Annotated in this window: 12 protein-coding genes; 4 read left to right on the top strand and 8 right to left on the bottom strand. The window is 47.6% G+C overall.

Going from position 1 to position 18554, the window contains the following annotated elements; genetic code table 11:
• The first annotated feature begins 68 nt into the window (after positions 1-68).
• Complete coding sequence (locus H8S84_RS01245; RefSeq protein WP_187065460.1) at positions 69-281, top strand: hypothetical protein; 213 nt, start codon at positions 69-71, stop codon at positions 279-281.
• 133 nt (positions 282-414) lie between these two features.
• Complete coding sequence (locus tag H8S84_RS01250; protein ID WP_187065461.1) at positions 415-1323, top strand: diacylglycerol/lipid kinase family protein; 909 nt, start codon at positions 415-417, stop codon at positions 1321-1323.
• 20 nt (positions 1324-1343) lie between these two features.
• Here the strand turns inward: H8S84_RS01250 and H8S84_RS01255 are convergent, their stop codons facing one another.
• Positions 1344-2552, bottom strand: coding sequence for a metallophosphoesterase (locus H8S84_RS01255; RefSeq protein WP_187065462.1), 1209 nt, complete (start codon positions 2550-2552; stop codon positions 1344-1346).
• A gap of 22 nt (positions 2553-2574) precedes the next feature.
• On the bottom strand, positions 2575-3210 hold the full coding sequence (locus H8S84_RS01260) for an LON peptidase substrate-binding domain-containing protein (RefSeq protein ID WP_187065463.1): 636 nt from the start codon (positions 3208-3210) through the stop codon (positions 2575-2577).
• 173 nt (positions 3211-3383) lie between these two features.
• Here H8S84_RS01260 and mtgA point away from each other — a divergent pair, with 173 nt between their 5' ends.
• Both mtgA and H8S84_RS01270 read left to right on the top strand, forming a co-directional pair.
• On the top strand, positions 3384-4121 hold the full coding sequence (gene mtgA / locus H8S84_RS01265; protein WP_187065464.1) for a monofunctional biosynthetic peptidoglycan transglycosylase: 738 nt from the start codon (positions 3384-3386) through the stop codon (positions 4119-4121).
• A complete protein-coding gene (locus tag H8S84_RS01270) occupies positions 4108-4572 on the top strand; it encodes a DUF4440 domain-containing protein (RefSeq protein ID WP_187065465.1) in 465 nt (154 codons plus the stop codon). The genes mtgA and H8S84_RS01270 overlap by 14 nt, the downstream gene beginning before the upstream one ends.
• Before the next feature lie 7 nt (positions 4573-4579).
• Here H8S84_RS01270 and H8S84_RS01275 read toward each other — a convergent pair whose 3' ends face one another.
• The 6 genes from H8S84_RS01275 to H8S84_RS01300 form a co-directional block, all read right to left on the bottom strand.
• Entirely contained in the window at positions 4580-6952 is a 2373-nt protein-coding gene (locus H8S84_RS01275; RefSeq protein ID WP_187065466.1) for a glycoside hydrolase family 9 protein, read from the bottom strand.
• Positions 6953-7151: 199 nt separating this feature from the next.
• The gene (locus tag H8S84_RS01280; RefSeq protein WP_230407011.1) at positions 7152-8285 is read right to left on the bottom strand and encodes an acyloxyacyl hydrolase; all 1134 of its coding nucleotides are present in this window, start codon (positions 8283-8285) and stop codon (positions 7152-7154) included.
• A gap of 107 nt (positions 8286-8392) precedes the next feature.
• Positions 8393-12043 (bottom strand): ABC transporter permease/M1 family aminopeptidase, encoded by a 3651-nt coding sequence (locus tag H8S84_RS01285; protein ID WP_187065467.1) that lies wholly within the window; start codon positions 12041-12043, stop codon positions 8393-8395.
• Positions 12040-15702: an ABC transporter permease/M1 family aminopeptidase gene (locus H8S84_RS01290; RefSeq protein WP_187065468.1), complete on the bottom strand. Its 3663-nt coding sequence runs from the start codon at positions 15700-15702 to the stop codon at positions 12040-12042. The genes H8S84_RS01285 and H8S84_RS01290 overlap by 4 nt, the downstream gene beginning before the upstream one ends.
• A complete protein-coding gene (locus H8S84_RS01295) occupies positions 15699-16598 on the bottom strand; it encodes an ABC transporter ATP-binding protein (protein WP_187065469.1) in 900 nt (299 codons plus the stop codon). Before H8S84_RS01295 ends, H8S84_RS01290 begins: the two co-directional genes overlap by 4 nt.
• Positions 16599-16652: 54 nt before the next feature.
• On the bottom strand, positions 16653-18554 hold the full coding sequence (locus H8S84_RS01300; RefSeq protein WP_187065470.1) for a serine hydrolase domain-containing protein: 1902 nt from the start codon (positions 18552-18554) through the stop codon (positions 16653-16655).

Raw genomic sequence — 18554 nt, forward strand, 5'->3', positions numbered from 1 at the left:
CGGTACATTACCCCGGTAATGTGATAACTGCAGCTAGTTTTTAACTAACTATGAAAACAATTTAAATTATGGCAACAAACCAAAACAAGAAGGGAGATACTAATAAATCAAGCTCTTCTTCATCATCATCGTCTTCTAAGTCCAGCACTTCGAAGTCACCTCAGGCTAAGAGCAGCAGCTCTATGGGCTCAACTTCTAAATCTTCTGGTACTTCCGGATCATCTGGATCTAACAAATCAGGATCTTCTGGTTCTTCCGGATCATCAGGATCTAAAAGATAAGGATTTACGAGCATTGCCAGTTAAGCTGGCAGAGGGAACTAACTTCATTAAAGGAGTTAGTTTTCTTTTTTTAGCCCACTTAGTTACGGCATTTACGTATTTCAGGCTGTAGTAATGACATCACCCGCAAACTATGGAAGAACAGAAAAAGCATCACAACATACTGGTAGTAATAAATCCGATCTCAGGTGACGTAGAAAAAGAGGCGCTGGAGGAGGAGATTATGGAGAAGTGCAAGGAACACCACATAAATTGTGATATATACCGAACCACAGGCGAAGACGATAAGCATAAGATAAAGACGATGCTGGCCAACAAAAAGTATGATGCTGCCTATGCGGCCGGCGGCGACGGCACTGTGAACATCTTAGGTAGCCTACTCATTAACACGAACACGCCTTTGGGCATTATTCCGCTCGGCTCCGGAAACGGCCTGTCAAAGGACCTGAACATACCCCAGGACACGGAAGATGCATTGGACCTCATCCATAACCATATCATCCGTAACATTGATACTATCACTATTAACGGTGTACCATCCATACATCTGAGCGACCTTGGTTTTAACGCCTTAGTAGTAAAGCGTTTTTGTGAGGGCGACAGCAGGGGGCCGAGTTCATATGCCTGGATTGCCCTACAGGAGTATATGGGTTACGTTCCGAAGCATTACCGTATTGAAACAGACGTAGATACTTTCGAGGGAGAAGCTTTTATGGTGACTATCGCCAACGCAAATGCCTTTGGAAGCAACGCCAACATAAACCCAAACGGTATTTTGAACGACGGTAAGTTTGAGATTTGTCTGATAGAACCTTTCCCTAAACCTGCAGGGTTGGGTATACTTTATAAACTTTACACCGATAGCATTGACACCTCTGTATATACCCGAAAAATAAGCTGCCGCAGGGCCACCATTTATAACCTTGACCATGAGGTGATGCACATAGACGGAGAGCCGGTTGAACTGGAGAATGAACTAAAAGTAGAGATGCATCCTAAAAGCCTGAAAGTTATACTTCCGCATCCGGAAACAGAGGAGTAAAAACAACCTGTGAAACCCGCTTATGCTAGCTGTGGCTGCAGTATACTTTCCAGTTTTTTCCTGAATACAACCAGTCCACCTTTTTCTTCTGCCGAGTTAATGCGGGCTTCTATCCATACTTCGCCGTTGTCGTAATAGTTAAGCGTAAAAAAACCCAGCTGCTCAAGCGTGAAAGTAGCCCTGCCGCCCTTTTTTACAAACGCTGTTTTACTGCCGGAGCCGCTCACGAGGTAGTGGTTCTGCTGTACCTCGAAGTGCTGCAGGTTATGGTCGTGGCCGGCTACGTAAATAATGTTGTTATACCTGTGGAAGATCCGGAGCAGGCGCCGGCGCATTTTTTTATACTTTCTGTGGGCCATGTCTTCGTGGGCGCCAAACAGTTGCCGGTAAAACGGGTAAATAGAGCCAAAGATGGGCAAAGGAATGTAAAAACGCTTGTGTGCAGCTGTAAGCGGGAAAATATGTTGCTTTACAGTAAATTTGCCTCCATGCAGGGCGTTGCTGTAGAGCGGATGATGTGCCGCAATCAGAATGCGTTGGTGCCTGTTTTGGCGAAGCAGTTGGTTTAAATGCGCGTAGAAATCGTTGAGGGATTCATGGGGGCAGCCATCTTTTTTTCCTAAAGGTTTTTCGCCGCGCTGCACCCACCACTGCGTGTTAAGCACCAGCAGCAGCAGTCCCTCCGCCAGTTGCACTGTTACAGGACCGAGGCAACCGTTTTCAGGCAGGTACAGCACGTTTTCGCTACCATGCTCTAGCACGTAGTTCTGCTGCAGCAGCATCTGCTGATAGCCGCCCTTTCGCCCTTTCATCCAATCGTGGTTGCCGCTTATAAAGATTCCCTGACCTCCAAATCCTTTAAAGTGATCGAGTAGAACGTTCAACCTATCTTCAGCTAGTTGGCGATGCCGGTTACCCTCTGGCGGTAAACCAATAGGATAAAGGTTGTCTCCTAAAAACAGGACAGTGCTATTGGTGGGGTTATCCTGCTGCCAGGTTTCCAGCATCTGCAGTACGGGGTCAGTGCCGTCGGTGGCAATGGCGCCAACGTCTCCAAGCATGGCCACAGCGTGTACTACCCGGGCATCAGCGTCAGGCTGCGAGTGTTGCCATCCTATATCAGATAATTTGTAATAGGGCTTTCGTTTATACTTAAGCTCCTGCACATAGCTAAACAGAATGTAAGCCAGGAACAGGGTTGGTAGTATGATGAGAAAGTATGTGAGCATAAAGTATAAAACGCTGGAACGCCTAAAAGTTTGGAGGCGTCAGGTTTTTAAAGTGACCGTTCTGTTTTACGCGTTCTTTAAGTTGCTCGGTTGCCTTTACAATAGGCACTACCTGCTGCAGGTGCTGTAGTATGGCTTCCTGGCGTTCAATTTCGGTGCGCAACTGCAGCAATGTATATTCCTGTTCTGTATTCAGCCCTAGGTGGTGCCCGATGTCATAGCTTTTGAAATCCTCCAAAAGATCAGTAAACAGCTTCTCAAGGCCCAGTGAATTGTAAAGCTTTTGCAGTAAGTCTTTAATCTTGAGCTTGGTCATGATATCCTCCTGAAAGTCATTCTCAAAAACTTCTACCTGCCCACCGGCATATAGTCGTCCGGGTGCCATCTTATCAAATTGCTCAATCTTAAATATATTTTTACCCTTTGTTCGGATGTCCATCTCGCCGTTAGCATGTGTTTTTTCTACTTCTAAAATCTCCATCTCGGTACCATAAACGCCCACGTTACTTTGTATATAGGTGGGTATGCCAAAGGTTTTTTCATTTTCAATACAGTCTAGCACCAACTGTTTGTAACGAGGCTCAAAAATGTGAAGGTTAAGTTTTTCGCCGGGAAACACCACTATGCTTAGCGGAAACAACGGAAGATATTTTGCCATACTTTATCTGGAGATGATAGCGCAGCAGCTGGGCTAAGAGTTTATAATTGTTAGTGCTTTTGACTTACGGTTTTGGCTGCGCTGTGTTAGACTTTAGTTTACTTCTTGCTCAAAGGCTCCTTGATAAATATTTTAAACTCTGTACCTTTGCCCCTCCAATACCAACCTTACTAATGAGCAAAAAACGTGTAGGCCTTAGGCAAATAAGACTGCTATTTGTGAAGCTGATGCTAAGCCTATTCCTGTTAAGTATAGCCTGGGTGCTTTTGTACAGATGGGTATCGCCGCCTGCCACCTTGCACATGATCAAGCGCAGGGCAGAGGCCGGTACTGCGGGTAAAGAGGACCCGCAAATTGCCTATAAGTTTGTAGAGCTGGAAGAGATGTCGGAGCAGTTGCCGTTGGCAGTTGTGGCATCGGAAGATCAGCTTTTCCTACAGCATAGTGGCTTTGACGTGGAAGCTATCCTAGATGCATTTAAGCGTAACCGGAAGGGGGGCAACATCAGAGGCGGCAGCACGATCAGTCAGCAGGTAGCTAAAAACGTGTTTCTGTGGCATGGGCGCAGCTATTTCCGGAAGGCAGTGGAGGCTTACTTTACTGTGCTGATAGAGCTACTGTGGGGGAAAGAGCGTATTATGGAAGTGTACCTGAATATAGCTGAGATGGGAGACGGGGTGTTTGGTGTAGAAGCCGCTTCGCAAAAGTACTTTAAAAAGCCAGCCAAAGACGTAGGCCGCCAGCAGGCTGCTTTGCTTGCCGCGGTACTTCCAAACCCGATCAAATTCTCAGCTAAAAATCCATCGGGATATACGTTGCGCCGCCGAACTAAAATAGCCCGCGCTATGGGCCGCCTGGGTGGTACTACATATATCAAGTCCATACTTCCAGCTGAAGATGAAAAGAAATAGAACAGCCATTTTTGCAAGCTTAGTACTTCTGTTCCTAGCAGCCTGTACTTCTGCAACAAAAACAGCTTCGCAAGATGTAGCAGCTGCCAGAGCCGAAGTACAAAAGGTACTGGATGAACAGGCAAACTGCTGGAGCCGCGGCGATTTAGAGTGCTACATGCAAGGCTACTGGAAATCGGACTCCTTGCTGTTTGTAGGCTCCAAAGGACTGACCTATGGCTGGCAGCAGACACTGGATAACTATAAGCGCAGCTACCCGGATGCCTCGGCCATGGGCAAACTTTCTTTCGATCTGAAGGAAATGCGTGAACTGTCTCCCGATGCTATACTTGTGGTTGGCAAGTGGCACCTAAAGCGCGAAGCAGCAAAAGGCGACCTGGAAGGTCATTTTTCTGTAATCTTTAAACGCTTTGCAGATGGCTGGAAAATAGTAGCTGACCACTCCAGCTAAGCCTTAGCTATTTTTTCAGAAACTTCCGGCTTGCCAGCGGGGCACCATTTTGTGATACAAGTTGCACCACGTACAACCCTGCCGATAAAGAAGAAACATTTACTTCCTTGGTAAAGGTGTTCTGGTACACCACTTTTCCCATCAGATTTGTGATGCGCACTTCCTTCACATCGGCAAACGTGTGCAGCCTGATGCTATTTTCGGCTGGATTAGGGCTTACTTCAAAATCAGTTTTAGAGTTAATGCCAGACAAATCTATGGTAATAACATTACTGTAGGTCATGGTATTAAGTCCTGTCACATAGCTTATGCGGTAAAAGTTATGGGATGGTTTAGGCGTTGTGTCCCAGGTGCTGTATACCTTGGCATTGCCAGTTGGCAGACCATCTTGCGCTGCAATTGTCTCAAAGAATTGCCCATCCTCAGAACGTTCTATTTTAAACACTGTAGCTTCGTCGGCAATAGCTTTCCATTCTAATTTTATACCTTCTTTTTGCGGCTGTGCTTTAAAGTACAGTAGATTTACTGACATAGGTGCACTGCAGGCATCCTGCTCTACAAAGTGAGATAAAAGCCTGGTATAGGCCGATTGATTATGAATAGAGCTCTCTGTAATAAACCACGAGTTTTCAGGCCACGAGGTATTCCAGTCTTTATAGCTTTTTTGGATGGGTTGGTAAAGTGGCGGTGAAAGTGTGGGGCCGCTATAAGAAGCATCTGCTTTAAAATCAGGGTTTGGGCCACCTGGTAAAAAGCACGGAGCAGGACCATATAGCGAGGTTTTCGCATTATCCCAATTAGTGCCGTCTCCAAACCAGCCATGGTAAAACTCATTAATAGAGTTTTCTGCTCCAAATGCACCCATGTTGCTGAGGTAGGCAAGGCCATTCGGATTAACGCCATGCAAATAGTTAACATACCCTAAAGCAGCATTGGAATAGTTTTCGGCATTGGCCGCGTCAAAACCGTAAACCAGCATATTTGTGTAGAGGAGCGCCTGATGTGCTTTGGTTCTGTTGCTGCCCCAACCATAGTCTCCGTCCTTCAGGTAGGCACGGTAAGCATCAACATTATTTATGTAAGACGGCAAGTTGTTCGCACTTTCGCCTTTAACAGAATTGGCATACTTAGAACGAATATTAGAAGCTACTGTACTGGTAGCGTTGCTTAAGTTTGCATAGTATAAAAGGGCGTCCTGGTACATAGGCTCAAAAGGGTAAGCCGATGGCCAAGCCACTAGGTGCACAGAAGTATAATTGCTGTCGAAGAAGGTTTGATAAGCAGTATTATTTGTGGCAGCAAAAAGGTAGCCGGCTGCCGATACTTTGGTTGCTAAGCGCTGGTAATCGTTTAACTCATTTGTAGCACTTTTATAGCCTGTGTTGCTGAAGACCACAGCAGGGTTTTCTGAGGCCCATACCCAGGCTTTCTCTGCGGCTGTTAGCAAGGTTGTATGGTAGGGTGTGCCGTCACTGTGTTTGATGTCAAATTTCTTGTAGATGATTGCTGCGTGCGCAAGTACTAAGGCAGTAGCCAGTGTGGCAGAAGTACTGGCTGCTCCGTAATAGCGCGCGGCTTTATCGTTGCTGGGCGGCGATGCTGTCTGAAAATTGTCAACGCTTAGTTTGTGCAGCACAGAGCCATCTGCCTGCTGCATTTTAAGGAACCAATCCAACTCCCACTTTACCTCATCCAGTATGTCCGGAACGCCGTTGTAAGACTCCGGTAGTTCGTAGTTGTCTCCCCAAACATTTGGCTTTTCTTCGTAAGCTGATAACAGATGGTGCAGGGTTTCAGAGGCAAAATTTATGTACTTGTTGTAGTCGCCTGCATCGTGCCAACCACCTGATAAATCTTTGGCAGTGGTTGCATCTGTAGGAGTGGCTATAGCACGGCAGTTCAGATCTTGGTTGGCAGAAAGGTGGCAGGTGGCAGCATCGGCCCATTTGGTGCCGGCATAAGGAGTAGCCTTAGCAACTCCGCAACGCTGGTAGTAAAACGTACGCATGCTTTGTTTAAGCAGATCATTGTACACGCAGTTTTCAATCACGAAAGTATAAGAGCGCTCAGCACTAACAGGATCGTAAATGTAATACGCGCCCGGTGCAATTAGCGCGCTAAAATCAAGCCACCACACCATATCTCCAGATTGTGTATGTTCAACTCCGCTGTTCCATGCTACAGGCTCTCCGCTGAACACCGTTACATTATCTGAACTACGCCTAACTTCTAAGGTAGAGGATGGAGTGTAAGAGTCGCCTGCATTATAACCTGTTACCGGACTGCTAATTACTGCAACTTTCTTGGCCAGTGAAGGATAGCCAAATTGGTCTATTTTGATAGGTTTTATGAGTTGTGCCTGCGCACAATGCATTGCCATGCTGTATGCCAAGCATAGCAGGGTGAAATAATACTTCATTTTTCATAGTTAGATAGTGGCTGCTGTAAATCTTCAAGTTTGTAAGCCTGAAGAATTACATTGCAAATTTGGTGGTAATTAATGATTTAACAAATAATTTCTTGGGTTAAAGATGGAAAATCATAAAGCGGCTGATAATCCCATATATACTTTGTTAAAGCTATTTCAGTCTTAGTCCTGCCCGTACATCCAAAAAATCGGCTACATGGCGGTGTGCTTTCAGGTTAATGCCCCAGTATACTTTTTTAGCCGTATGGTATTCCAGGCCGTAACGCTGGTACACCGGATCGCGTGCTTTGGCAGGGGAGTAAACGTATACCCCCAATTGCTGGCTAAACCTGAACCTGCCAATGTAAAGCTCATGGCCGGCAAGTAAAGCACCTCTCTGGAAGTCTTCATTTCTGCCCCTGTCTTCCAGGTCTTCTTTAAGCGTATAATCAGCTACCCACTCAACACCGGCAGTAAAGGCGCTTAGCCTGCCAAATTTCTGACTGGCGTAGGCTGTAGCTCCCACAAGTGGCAATTTGTCAGAGGGGATATCTTTCCGGTCTTTCATAGTGCCAAGTATGGCTAACAGGTAATAACGTTTTCGCTCTCCGTTTGTCATTTTAATTGGCTGGCGCTGCGGAAAGTGCGCCGGCCTTATGGCATAATCTATACCTAGCGAGGCCGACGGAAAGTTAATGCCCTTATTCGGTTGCCTTATACCACCATTGGATATGTGCTTGTATGTGGCGCCTGCGCGAAGCAGCAGGTAGTCGTTCAGCCTGTAGTTCGCCATCAGGTTTGCCATGAGCGGAAAACTGATTTTGGTACTGTAAAAAAGGTTATCGGGGTTAGAGATGGGATGGAATACCTTGTTCATGTAAGCCAAGCCGCCTCCCAACCTGAAAGACAGGCTGAACTTTTTATGGGCCGACAGGAAAGGCTCTACATAAAGTATAATGGCATAAGCATTTCCAAGCACATCCGGTTTATCGAAATTGTAGTAGGCAAACCTAGCCCCCAGCCTGGGGTAGGCCTGCAGGTACTGCCAAGCAGCGCTGTCAGAATAATGCAGACTTAAATCAGCGGATACTCCCCATGGGTTTGAATCGGCTATGTCCCTGATGTCTTGGGAGTGGGGGATGATAAAGCCGTAATGCCCGTATACACCTAGGTTTATGGCAGGCCGAGAAGTTGTATCGGTTGGTAGAGCAGCGGCCGTTGCAGAAGATAGGTGTGGAGCAGCTAAGAAAGCAATCAGCCAGTTTATTGCGATAAGTATAAATTTAAACCTCATCCTGTCTGCCATAGCAAATAACTAGTACCACATACGTACGAGAGCCGTAGGATTAAGTAAAAGGGCTTCAGAAGTATAAGTTCATATTATACTTCTGAAGCCCACTGCTAGCTAAAAACTCAGATTAGCTCAAACTCTTCTTTGTTATCGCCCTCCATCTTCACGTTCTTGGTGTTATTATCTAAGTTCAGGTCTATTAACAGAAAGTTCGGATCGATGCCAGCACGGGCTGGTTTTCCGGCAACATTTATGGTAATTGTCTGCTTGCCAGAACGGATGCGGTGTTTCCGCAGGTAAAGCGGCTTATCAGATTTTTTATCTTTCTGCCAGGGAGCGAAGATGCCAATTTCCACCCAGTCATTCATCGGTACTGGGTTTTCAGCACCTGTGCTGTCAACCACCACTTTCTGCGCGTGCACCTTAAGCGTTACCTGCCAGGTATTTTTATCGAGCTGCTTTGCATCCGCTTGCTCTGTTTTAAGCTGCCAGTAAACGTTCTTCTCAAAGTAGTCCTGCAACAGGTACTGCAGTGAGTCCGGTGTAGCAGCCTTCAGTTCGCGGTAAAGATCAAGTGAGGTTGCATAGGGAGGCTTTCCAGAACCATACTTTTCGATCAATTTGCGAAGGGCATCATTCACGGGGTCTTTGCCTATGTATTCTGTTAGAGCGTGTAAGGCAAGCGGGCCTTTCCGGTAGCCAATAAAAGCGTCGGCAGCTTGCAGCAAAGGAGCCGTTGCCCGAGACCGGGGTACCTCATACGATTTGCGCCACATGTCCAGGAGCTTCTTTGCATGTTCCTTTCCATAGGTTTCTTCCACTAGCTGCAGCGAGGAGTAATTGGCAAGCGTTTCGGAAACCACAATGCCACCCTCCACATGGGCCGGTAAAAGCTGAGCGGCTCCCCACCATTGGTGCGCTACTTCATGTGCTATTGGGAAGTAAATCAGGTCCAGGGCCCACGGGTTATCCTTCAGGCTTGAGAAGGTAAAGGATTCCCCGTAATCTACAGTAGTGGGTTCGGCATTTAATTCACTCGCATAGCCAGATCGCTCCACAATCGTGATGTGGCTGTAGGGGTAGGGGCCATACTTTTTCGTGTAGTAAGCGAAAGAGTCTTTTATACTTTTCACCATCCGGCCTATGTGCTCCCCGTGTTCTGGGTGATAGTATAGCCTTATAGCAATGGTTTGGCCCGATGCAGGGTTTTTCCAGGTTGCTTTATGGGTGGCATACTTCGCAGAGAAGAAGGAGTAGTTGTTGCGGATAGGAGCACTGGTTGTATAATGGAAGTAGCTGCGCCCTTTCTCTGTCCATTTTTTAAGCAGCGTTCCTGGCCCAATCGCTACCTGCCCTTTGGCTGTACTCACCACCGCTTCGAAGTTGATGAGTTCCTGCCCTGGCATAACCCGGTTAATGTTAGCAGAATTATAAAGAGATGGAATAGCCCACGGGCCCAGCCCATACTTCTTTCTCTCCCCGTTACCTCTGAGCTCGCGCATGGCCTGGTAACCGATGGCAGGCAACAGGTCATAGTTGATAAAGTAGGTGCCATTCTGGATTACGGACGCATCTATTCCCTTATGAGGAAAGCCCTTTACATGATACTGAACATCAAAGCTGAGACGGAGGGAGTCGCCGGGCTGAAGCGGTTGGTTTAAAGTATAGATGCTGTGCCCTAGCTCTTCATCTACCAGAATACGTTTGAACGGACGGTCGAATTTGATTGCACCCGTTTTAACTGCTTCTATTGTGGCAAGATGTACGGTGTCTATGGGTAAGGTGCTTTTATTCACGAGCGTATAGGTGCCCTGAATATCGGCTTTCCTTTCGGCAGGGTATATCTCGACCTGTAGCTTAGTACCTCTCAGCAGCGGTTGTGGGATATGCTTATACTTACCATATTTCAGTTCGTACTGGGCAACTAGTTCTGTTCTTTCAGAGGCAGTTGTATAGTTGTTCAGCACATTGGTATTATAGAAAATATAAGTACCAGAGAAAAGTATAACACCCACTGCCACTGCAGTAGTAAGGGCGGTAGTGCGGGTAAAGCGATGGCGTGTGAGTTGCATACGCATCCTGAGGTCATCTGACATGCTCCGTACCCATAACAACCTTGCTACAACTGCGAGTAGAATTGCCCAGCCAACCCAGTAAATTTTGAACCACAGCCATGGCCCTAAGTATGGGCCGAAGCCGCGCATATCGGTATATGACCAACCTGGGTCAGAAGCATAAATAAGCAGGTTGTGCTCTATTCCGATTTTTGCTGCAAACACCATGGACAAATAAAGCATAATAATGACCACATGCCCCACATACTTCTGGTTTACCAGTACGTGCACAGACAGTGCAAGCAGGGCGAAGAGCAGGTAGTTGGTAAACTGAATACCAAACAATGCCTTCACCAACACCACTGTATCTGCGTTAGTGTATCCCATTGTTACTGGAATCACTATTCCGGCCACCATTAGGAAGCCCAGCCATACCAAGATAATAAGCGCAAGCCCAAAGAACTTGCCCAGATATAGGCTCCATTCTGAGACGGGCATTGTATCTGAGATCCTGTTCAAGCCAGCCTCTCTTTCCCTCCAGACCAGCTCACCGGCATAAAAGGCAATCAGCATTGGGATGATGATCAGCGGTGTCTGAAAATCCCTCAGCGAAGCCGTTAACATTACTAGAAGGTTAATGGTAGTGGGATACTGCGGAACACCCCGGAACTCCAAATACTCAAATGCAAATACGATCATCTGCACCGCTAAAAGCCCAACGGCAATTAACCCAGCCTTACTTCTTACTATCGTACCGAAAGATGACCAGGCGATGGCTAATGTCTGGCGTACCTGTGCTGTGAAACCGAAGTTTCTGTTAACCTGCGGAACAGAAACTTTAAGGTGCTCTACGACTCTTGAAAGGGCAGGTGCAGGAGTATGCTTGCTGCGTTTTCGTCTCAAACGACTCCACCAGGTACTCGCTATAGGGTGAGCAAGTTGGAAGCGGTAATAAGTGAATGCAAGTAAAGCCAACGCTATTGAAAGCCACATAAAGCGGTTCCAAAGAAACATTCCCTCCAGTTCGATAACTCTATTGTTTTTTTCGAAGGGTGTCCAGGTATCCAGTGTGCCTGCGATACTGAATCCCACCGGATCGATAAGTTTTACGAGCTCCCAGTTGCCGGCCAGTTTTGCTGCTACTGTTCCGATAAGCGGGAAAGCGATCGGGAAGAGAAGTATACTTGCGATGTAGGCCACAATAGCGCTTCGTTCGAGTACCGCACCTGCAAACTGACATGCCGTAGCCACAAATGCAAGCGGCAGAGAGAGGTAAAAGTAAGTTGTCAGAAATGCTTCCGGCCGGAAAGGACCCAACTGCCCGGGATCCACCGTACGAATATGAAAGCTCAGGAAAAATGCGATAGGTATTGACAGGTGTATCAGGGCATTGAGCAGGAAAGCAGCCAAAAACCGTCCTCCCAGATACTTTGCTTTGCTTACAGGCAAAGTAAAAGTGAGCGGGTGCATCTTCGTCTGTATATCCCGCGTGCCTGCATGTCCGGCTATTGCTCCCGACGTGATAAGCCAGATCACACTTGCAAACACAGTTATAAATATGAGAAAGGAGGGGGCATTCAGGAAAACAGCCTCATCTGAAGACTGGCCGATCGCGGAAAAAAATAAAGGAAACAGAAAGGCTATCCCCAGGAAGATCCAGGTAGAAACGGTGCGTAGCTGATAGCTGAACTCAAAGCTGAAAATCTTCCAGAATTTCATAGTATTACCTCCTTTTGCTGTTTAGCATTCTTACTTATAATTTTTGCTGATTTGCCTGTCTGATTCACCTTAACTTCTATTGTATTGTTTTCTGGTTTCGAGTCGATGAGCAGGTTGGTTAAATCAAGACCAGCACGTGCGGGTTTGCGAGGCACAGTAACCTTGATTGTTTGTTCGCCGGAGCGGATGCGGTGCATTTTAAGGTAGAGCGGTTCATGTATACTTTTACCCTCCTCAAGCACGCCAACCATTACCCAATCCTCCATCGGGATTTCCGTTTCAACACCTGCGCTGTCAAATACTTCTTTTCGCGCTTTTACTTCAAGAGTTACCTGCCATTGGCCTGTTTCGGTCTGCTCTGCCGTAGCTTGTTTAGTTTCCAGATCCCAATAGGTGTTCACCTCAAATAGGTCGTGCAACAGGTACTGCAGCGAGTCAGGCGTAACTGTCCGTAGCTCCCGATACAAATCAAGTGTTGTTGCCGGAGGAGCTCCTGTGGTGCGGTGCTTCTCGAGCAGTTGGCGCAGTGCATGGTTTACTTTTTCGGCACCCACATACTCACTCATAGTATAAAGTGCGAAAGGTCCCTTGCGGTAAGACATATAAGGGTCCAGGCCCCGGAGCAACGGTTCTCCACGGCGGATTTCCGCTCGCACATGCGACTCCCTCATGAAATTTATTAACTGCCGAAGCTGCGCTGGGCCGAGAGCGTTCTCAACGGCTTTCATGGCGTAGTACCAGGCTATACTTTCAGACATTACCGGCGCTCCCTCCACGTTGGCATAAGGAACAGTCCACTGGTGGGCCATCTCGTGTGCTACCACCGCAAAAGGAAAATCGAAGCTCTCCGGATCTTCTGGTTTCAGGAAAGTGAATCCTTCTTCGTAAAAGAGCAGGCCCGGTTCAGCATGTATGCCCGCACCGTCTCCGTTGCCGGGATATTCTACAAAGCTGACGTGCTTGTGCCGGTATGGACCGAATTCTTTAGTATAATAGTCTAGGGAGGCTTTAATGCTCCGAACCATACCCTCCAGGTGCGTTGTGTGCTCCGGATGATGGTATACACGAATTGTTACAGGGTGCCCCTTTCCGTCAAGGTTTTTCCACTGTGCTTCGTGCACTTTATACTTAGCGGAGAAGAAGTAGAGTTCATTTCCAATGGGGGCATCAGTGGCGTAAAGGAAGTAGCGACGGTTACCTTTCTGCCATGTCCGGCGCAGTGCACCCGGAGCAACAGCAACCTGGTCTTTCGCAGTACCTACCACTGCTTCAAATGCTATTCCCCCGCTACTACCCTTTCTGGCTTTTTGGTCATATAGTGATGCGATCATCGGGCGCGGTTTGAGCCCTTGTTCTCTTCGGTCACTTGCACTTATAAGCTCACGAGATTTTTGGTAGCCAATAGCAGGCAGCCATTCGTTTGAGAAGTAGGTGCCGTTTGCCACTACCGGCGCGTCAGCTCCGCTCTCACGAAATCCCTGTTGCGCCACCTGCACCTGGAATTTTAATTGCACTGAATCTCCGGGTTGAAGTGGTTTCTCAAGTTTATAGATCCAATAGCCAAGCTCCTCGTCATTAAGCACACTAGTCGCAGCACGATCAAAGGTTACCGCTTTGGTCTTAACTCTGGGAACGGTAGCCACATGTATAGCATCTATTGCTTTGGTGCTGCGGTTTACGAGGCGATAGGTGCCGGTAATATCTGCGGCCTGCAAATTAGGGTAGATCTCCACATGCAGGGTGGTAGCTGCCAACTGAGGCTGCGCTATACTGCCATACTTTGCATAACGACGCTCATACTCTGCACGCTGTTTATTAATCTCAGCAGCAGTTCGATAGTTGTTCAGCACATTGGTATTGTAGAAGATGAAGCCACCTAATGTAAAGAGAAGTGCTCCTGCCACCGCGGCTGTCCAGGCGGTGGAGCGTGTGAAGCGTTGTTTTGCCCACTGCAAGCGCACTCTTATGTTACTTTCCTTGCCACGCACCCACAGTAGCCTTGCAACTATTGCCAATAGCAGCGCCCATGCCGCCCAGTAGGCCTTAAACCATAGCCACGGCGCTATAGATGAGCCAAAGCCACCCATATCGGTATAAGACCAGGCCGGTCCAGCTCCGTAAACCAGCATGTTGTGCTCAACTCCGAACATGGTGGAGAGCGCGATAAACACGTAGGTGATGATTGCTACCAGGTAACCAACATACTTCTGATCTACCAGCACATGCACCACTAAAGCTAGCATGGCAAATAAAAGGTATTCCGGAAGCTGAAGTCCGAAAAGTATTTTAATGTATAGCCAGATTTCAAAATGCTGATAGCCCATCAGCACCTGAGCCAGTATTCCGGCTCCCATTTGGAGTAATGTAAATACAACTAGTACGAAGCCTAGCCCCAAGAACTTGCCCAGGAGTGGGGGCCATTCAGAACCCGGCATAGTGTCTGTAATCTCGCCCAGTCTAGCCTCCCGTTCCCGCCAAACCAGTTCACCCGCGAAATAAATGAGTAAGAGCGGAATAATTACCCAGCGGCTCAGTTCAGCAGACAGCGGGGCAGTTAGCACACTAATGACACGAGCAGTTATAGGTACCAGTGGCATGCCGCCGGATACCATTTGATCAGCTACAATAAGAACCGTCAGGAGCGGAACAGCCAACAGCATGGCGAGCCCGGCCCAACTTGTTGCAATTGTCCGGAAGGAATCCCAGGTGAAGGCGAGTGTTTTGCGCACATGCATGGTAAATCCGAAGGTGCGGTTTATATGTGGAACAGATACCGGCGTGCTGTCTATAACACCCACTCTGGTAGGTGAAGGAGAATACATCTTCTTTCGCCGTAGAATACGGTTAAACCAGTTACTCTCGGTACGGTGGACGAAGCGAAATCCGAAGTAGGTAACAAAGAGTGCCACAAGCGCTATGCCGAGCCAAAGCAGACGGTTTATAAGTATGTTGCCTTCCAGCCCAATCAGGCGTGTGCTTTGCTCCACCGTTGTCCATAAATGCGCCAGGTCCTCTACAATAAATCGAATGCCAATTGGATCTAGTAACGTGCCTAAACTACGTTTCCAAAGCAGTGCGCCAGCCACAAAGAAACCCATGAAAACAAGGAGAAAGCTTCCGAGATAACTTGCCATGGCCTTGCCGCTACGCACAGCCAGTGAGAACTGAATGGCTGTAGCTATGATGGCGTTTGGTAACGCGATGATGGCATAGGCTGTGAGATAGGCTGCCGGACGAAAAGGACCAAGTATACCGGCGTCTACGCCTGGTGCATAGTAGCCCAACAGTATTCCCAACTGCACTGCAAATATGATGAAAGCATTAAGTACAAGCGCAGCACAGAAACGGCCTCCCAGGTACTCCAGTTTACTGATGGGGGCGGTATAGGTCAGGGGGTGCATCCGTGTCTGCACATCCCGTGCGGCCGCTTCGCCGGCTACTACAGCAGACATTCCCAACCAGATCAGGCATCCCATCACCGTAGCACCTGCGATGAAGAACGGTGTGTTTACAAAAGAGTCCGAGTAAAGTGCGTCTGCAATAAAGTTTACCCTTACAAACAGAAACCCAAATCCAATCAGTGCAAAGAAGATCAGCCAAGTCCAGAAGCGCTGTACCTGGTAGGAGAACTCATACTTAAAGATGCCCCAGAACCTCATAAGGCAGTCTCTGGTTTGAGGTTTCCAACATGGCCGGACATGGTGGTAAAGTATACATCTTCCAGGTCTGGGGCTACTGTCTCAAAACCATTGCCAGGATCTTCTTCGCTGTAGATATGCACCACGGTACGGCCGCTCAGTAGCTTGGTAGAGATAACGTTGTGCTCATATTCCACCAGTGAAAGCATGCTCTTATCAACTATTTTACGCCAGATTCGCCCCTGTAGCCCTTCCACAGCTTTTAGCGGTTCTGCCTCCAGCAATATCTCTCCCCGGTTAATAATGGCCATGCGGGTACATAGTTCACTTACATCCTCCACAATATGCGTGGAAAGTAATACCACGCTGTTCTCGCCTAACTCGCTTAACAGGTTCAGGAACCGCACACGCTCAGCAGGATCCAGGCCAGCAGTAGGCTCGTCCACGATCATCAGCTTCGGGTTACCCAACAGTGCCACCGCCACACCAAATCGCTGCTTCATACCACCCGAAAAGCCGCCAAGCTTTTGCTTGCGCACATCCCACAGATTTGTCTGCCGTAGCAGCGCCTCTACTACCTCTTTGCGTGCCCGCCGTTCGGTTATACCTTTAAGTATGGCAAAGTAATCGAGCAGGTCCTCGGCCTTTGCCTTCGGGTAAACGCCGAATTCCTGTGGCAGGTAGCCCAGCGTTTCGCGTACTTTGTCCTTCTCGTTCAGCACGTCTATATCGCCTAGTTGTATGCTTCCGTTGTCCGGGTCCTGCAATGTGGCTAGAATGCGCATCAGCGTAGATTTGCCCGCCCCATTAGGGCCAAGAAGACCATACATGCCATTTGGAATATCAAGCGATACATTCTTCAATGCTTGTACACCGTTTGAATAGGTCTTGGAGATGTTGGTGATTTTTAGTGTCATATCTTTTTCTGTTTGAAGAGAATGTTTGTGAAAGTTTAGGTGAACATGCCTTACCTAAGCCCATGTCCTGAGCCCAATCACGCCGTACCATAAAAAGTATAAAGCAACAAGTAAGTGCAGCACAGACAAGAAAGTAGCAGGAATATAGACAGCCTTTTTTATGCCTTTATTCCTGTAGCGGATTGCCATCACAACAGCGAAAACTGCAGCAGCAAAAAACGCTATAGTTGCCAACATGACTGAAACGGAAATGAAGCTGGGGTCCGCCAGGTATATTTTCCCTTCCATAGCTCCAAAAGCAAGAAACACAGCAGCTACCATGATAAACCCAACAGGTATCAAAGGCCAAATCCTGACCAGGACATTAGCACCACCGGGTATTTTACCTTTCCAAAAGCGATAGAGCCAGAAGGGCAGGGACAGAAAAGCCTGAAGTATAAATAGTGCCCAAAGTATAAACATGGCTATCCTGCCGAATACGATGGTTCCATTCACCGGGGCAAGCGTAACTGTTCCGCTTTCTACGCCGGCCAGTTCCAGAACCTCGCCCTCAAGCGGATCATGAACGACAATGAAATCTGGTCTGCCGGTTTCTAGGTTGTGGTACAAACCCTCGCCAACAGGCACAAATTTTACGATTTGCCCAAAATGCGCAGGAAACTGGTTGTAAATGGTGTCTCTCTCTGACCAGATTCTTTCCGGCAGTAAGGATGGTAACTTGAAAGGCAGTTGCTTGACAGGATTTACCTGCTCGTAATAACCAGTCACAGGTTTTATGATCACTCCAGATTTTGAAATGGTAGGAACTGCTGCAACTGGCCTTGGCAGCTGGCTTGTCTGGTACTCCCGGATAAGGGTTCCTATTTTTCGGATGGCTGCTGTATTGTCAGAGTTGGTTTGAACAGAGTACCCTATACCATATTCCGGCAGGTAAGAGAAATCAGATTTCCCGGCACCTACACTGCCGCCATGCTTGTAGTAAGTATAACCATTGTAGTCAGAAGTATAAAGGCCCAGCCCATATCCATACTTTAGGCCTGCCTTGGCACCTGAAGTAGTTGAAGGGCTTTTCATTCTTTCCAAAGAACTTTCAGAAACCAGCTGATTACCGTTAGCCTTGCCGCGATTAATGAAAAGCTGAAGCATTTTAGCCATATCCTTTGGAGATGCATTAATAGCTCCCGAAGGACGTGTGATCAGGTGCCAGTAATCGTTTGGTCTTCCTTCCTTGTATAATGTAGCTCCTTTCTGCTTATAATCCTCTGAAAGGAAATAGGTCATTGTTTCAGCACCCATAGGAGCGAAGAAGTTTTTCCGGATGTAGTCTTCATAGGTTTGGCCAGAAACCTTCTCTACAATGTAAGCGGCCACTGCAGGTCCAGAATTGGCATAGGCCATTCTGGTGCCTGGTACCCATTTTGAAGTCCGGGAATGGGGATGAAAATCAAGTCCTTCTTTAAGTGTAGTTCCAGGATCGTTATGAGTAATCTCTGGCAGATGAATGTCATCCCATCCGGTGGTATGCTCCAGCAGGTGCTCTACAAGTATAGGGTTGGTGGCTTCCCAAGGGTTTGTGAATTCTATCTCAGGTACCAGGTCTCTGACTTTATCCTTCAGGCTCAGCTTTCCCTGTTCCTGCAGCTTTAATATGGCAAGCGCAACAAAAATTTTGGATGAAGACCCGATTCGGAACATAGTTTCTTCGTTTGCGGGTATGGCTTTTTCCCGATCAGCCATACCAAGGCCTTCCACCCACACGGGCCCTCTTTTGTCTACCAAGGCTATTCCGGCTGCGGGAGCACCTGTTTCCTCTAGAACCTGGAGTATAGCTATCCTGAGTTCTTCAATCGTATTTGGTGTCTGCTTTTTAGTAACTTCCTGCCCGTGGGCTACCGAAGAGATCAAGACCGACAGCAGAGCCAGAAGATAGAGTTTGATGGTGAAGAGCTGTTTCAT

It is taken from the genome of Pontibacter cellulosilyticus (assembly GCF_014306105.1).
In the GTDB taxonomy this organism is placed as follows: Bacteria; Bacteroidota; Bacteroidia; order Cytophagales; family Hymenobacteraceae; genus Pontibacter; species Pontibacter cellulosilyticus.

Bases quoted from the DNA above. Each gene is read 5' to 3' on its own strand.
- H8S84_RS01270 (WP_187065465.1), top strand. From the start codon at position 4,108: ATGAAAAGAAATAGAACAGCCATTTTTGCAAGCTTAGTACTTCTGTTC.
- H8S84_RS01245 (WP_187065460.1), top strand. From the start codon at position 69: ATGGCAACAAACCAAAACAAGAAGGGAGATACTAATAAATCAAGCTCT.
- H8S84_RS01280 (WP_230407011.1), bottom strand. From the start codon at position 8,285: ATGGCAGACAGGATGAGGTTTAAATTTATACTTATCGCAATAAACTGG.
- mtgA (WP_187065464.1), top strand. From the start codon at position 3,384: ATGAGCAAAAAACGTGTAGGCCTTAGGCAAATAAGACTGCTATTTGTG.
- H8S84_RS01255 (WP_187065462.1), bottom strand. From the start codon at position 2,552: ATGCTCACATACTTTCTCATCATACTACCAACCCTGTTCCTGGCTTAC.
- H8S84_RS01250 (WP_187065461.1), top strand. From the start codon at position 415: ATGGAAGAACAGAAAAAGCATCACAACATACTGGTAGTAATAAATCCG.
- H8S84_RS01285 (WP_187065467.1), bottom strand. From the start codon at position 12,043: ATGAAATTCTGGAAGATTTTCAGCTTTGAGTTCAGCTATCAGCTACGC.
- H8S84_RS01290 (WP_187065468.1), bottom strand. From the start codon at position 15,702: ATGAGGTTCTGGGGCATCTTTAAGTATGAGTTCTCCTACCAGGTACAG.
- H8S84_RS01260 (WP_187065463.1), bottom strand. From the start codon at position 3,210: ATGGCAAAATATCTTCCGTTGTTTCCGCTAAGCATAGTGGTGTTTCCC.
- H8S84_RS01275 (WP_187065466.1), bottom strand. From the start codon at position 6,952: ATGGCAATGCATTGTGCGCAGGCACAACTCATAAAACCTATCAAAATA.
- H8S84_RS01295 (WP_187065469.1), bottom strand. From the start codon at position 16,598: ATGACACTAAAAATCACCAACATCTCCAAGACCTATTCAAACGGTGTA.
- H8S84_RS01300 (WP_187065470.1), bottom strand. From the start codon at position 18,554: ATGAAACAGCTCTTCACCATCAAACTCTATCTTCTGGCTCTGCTGTCG.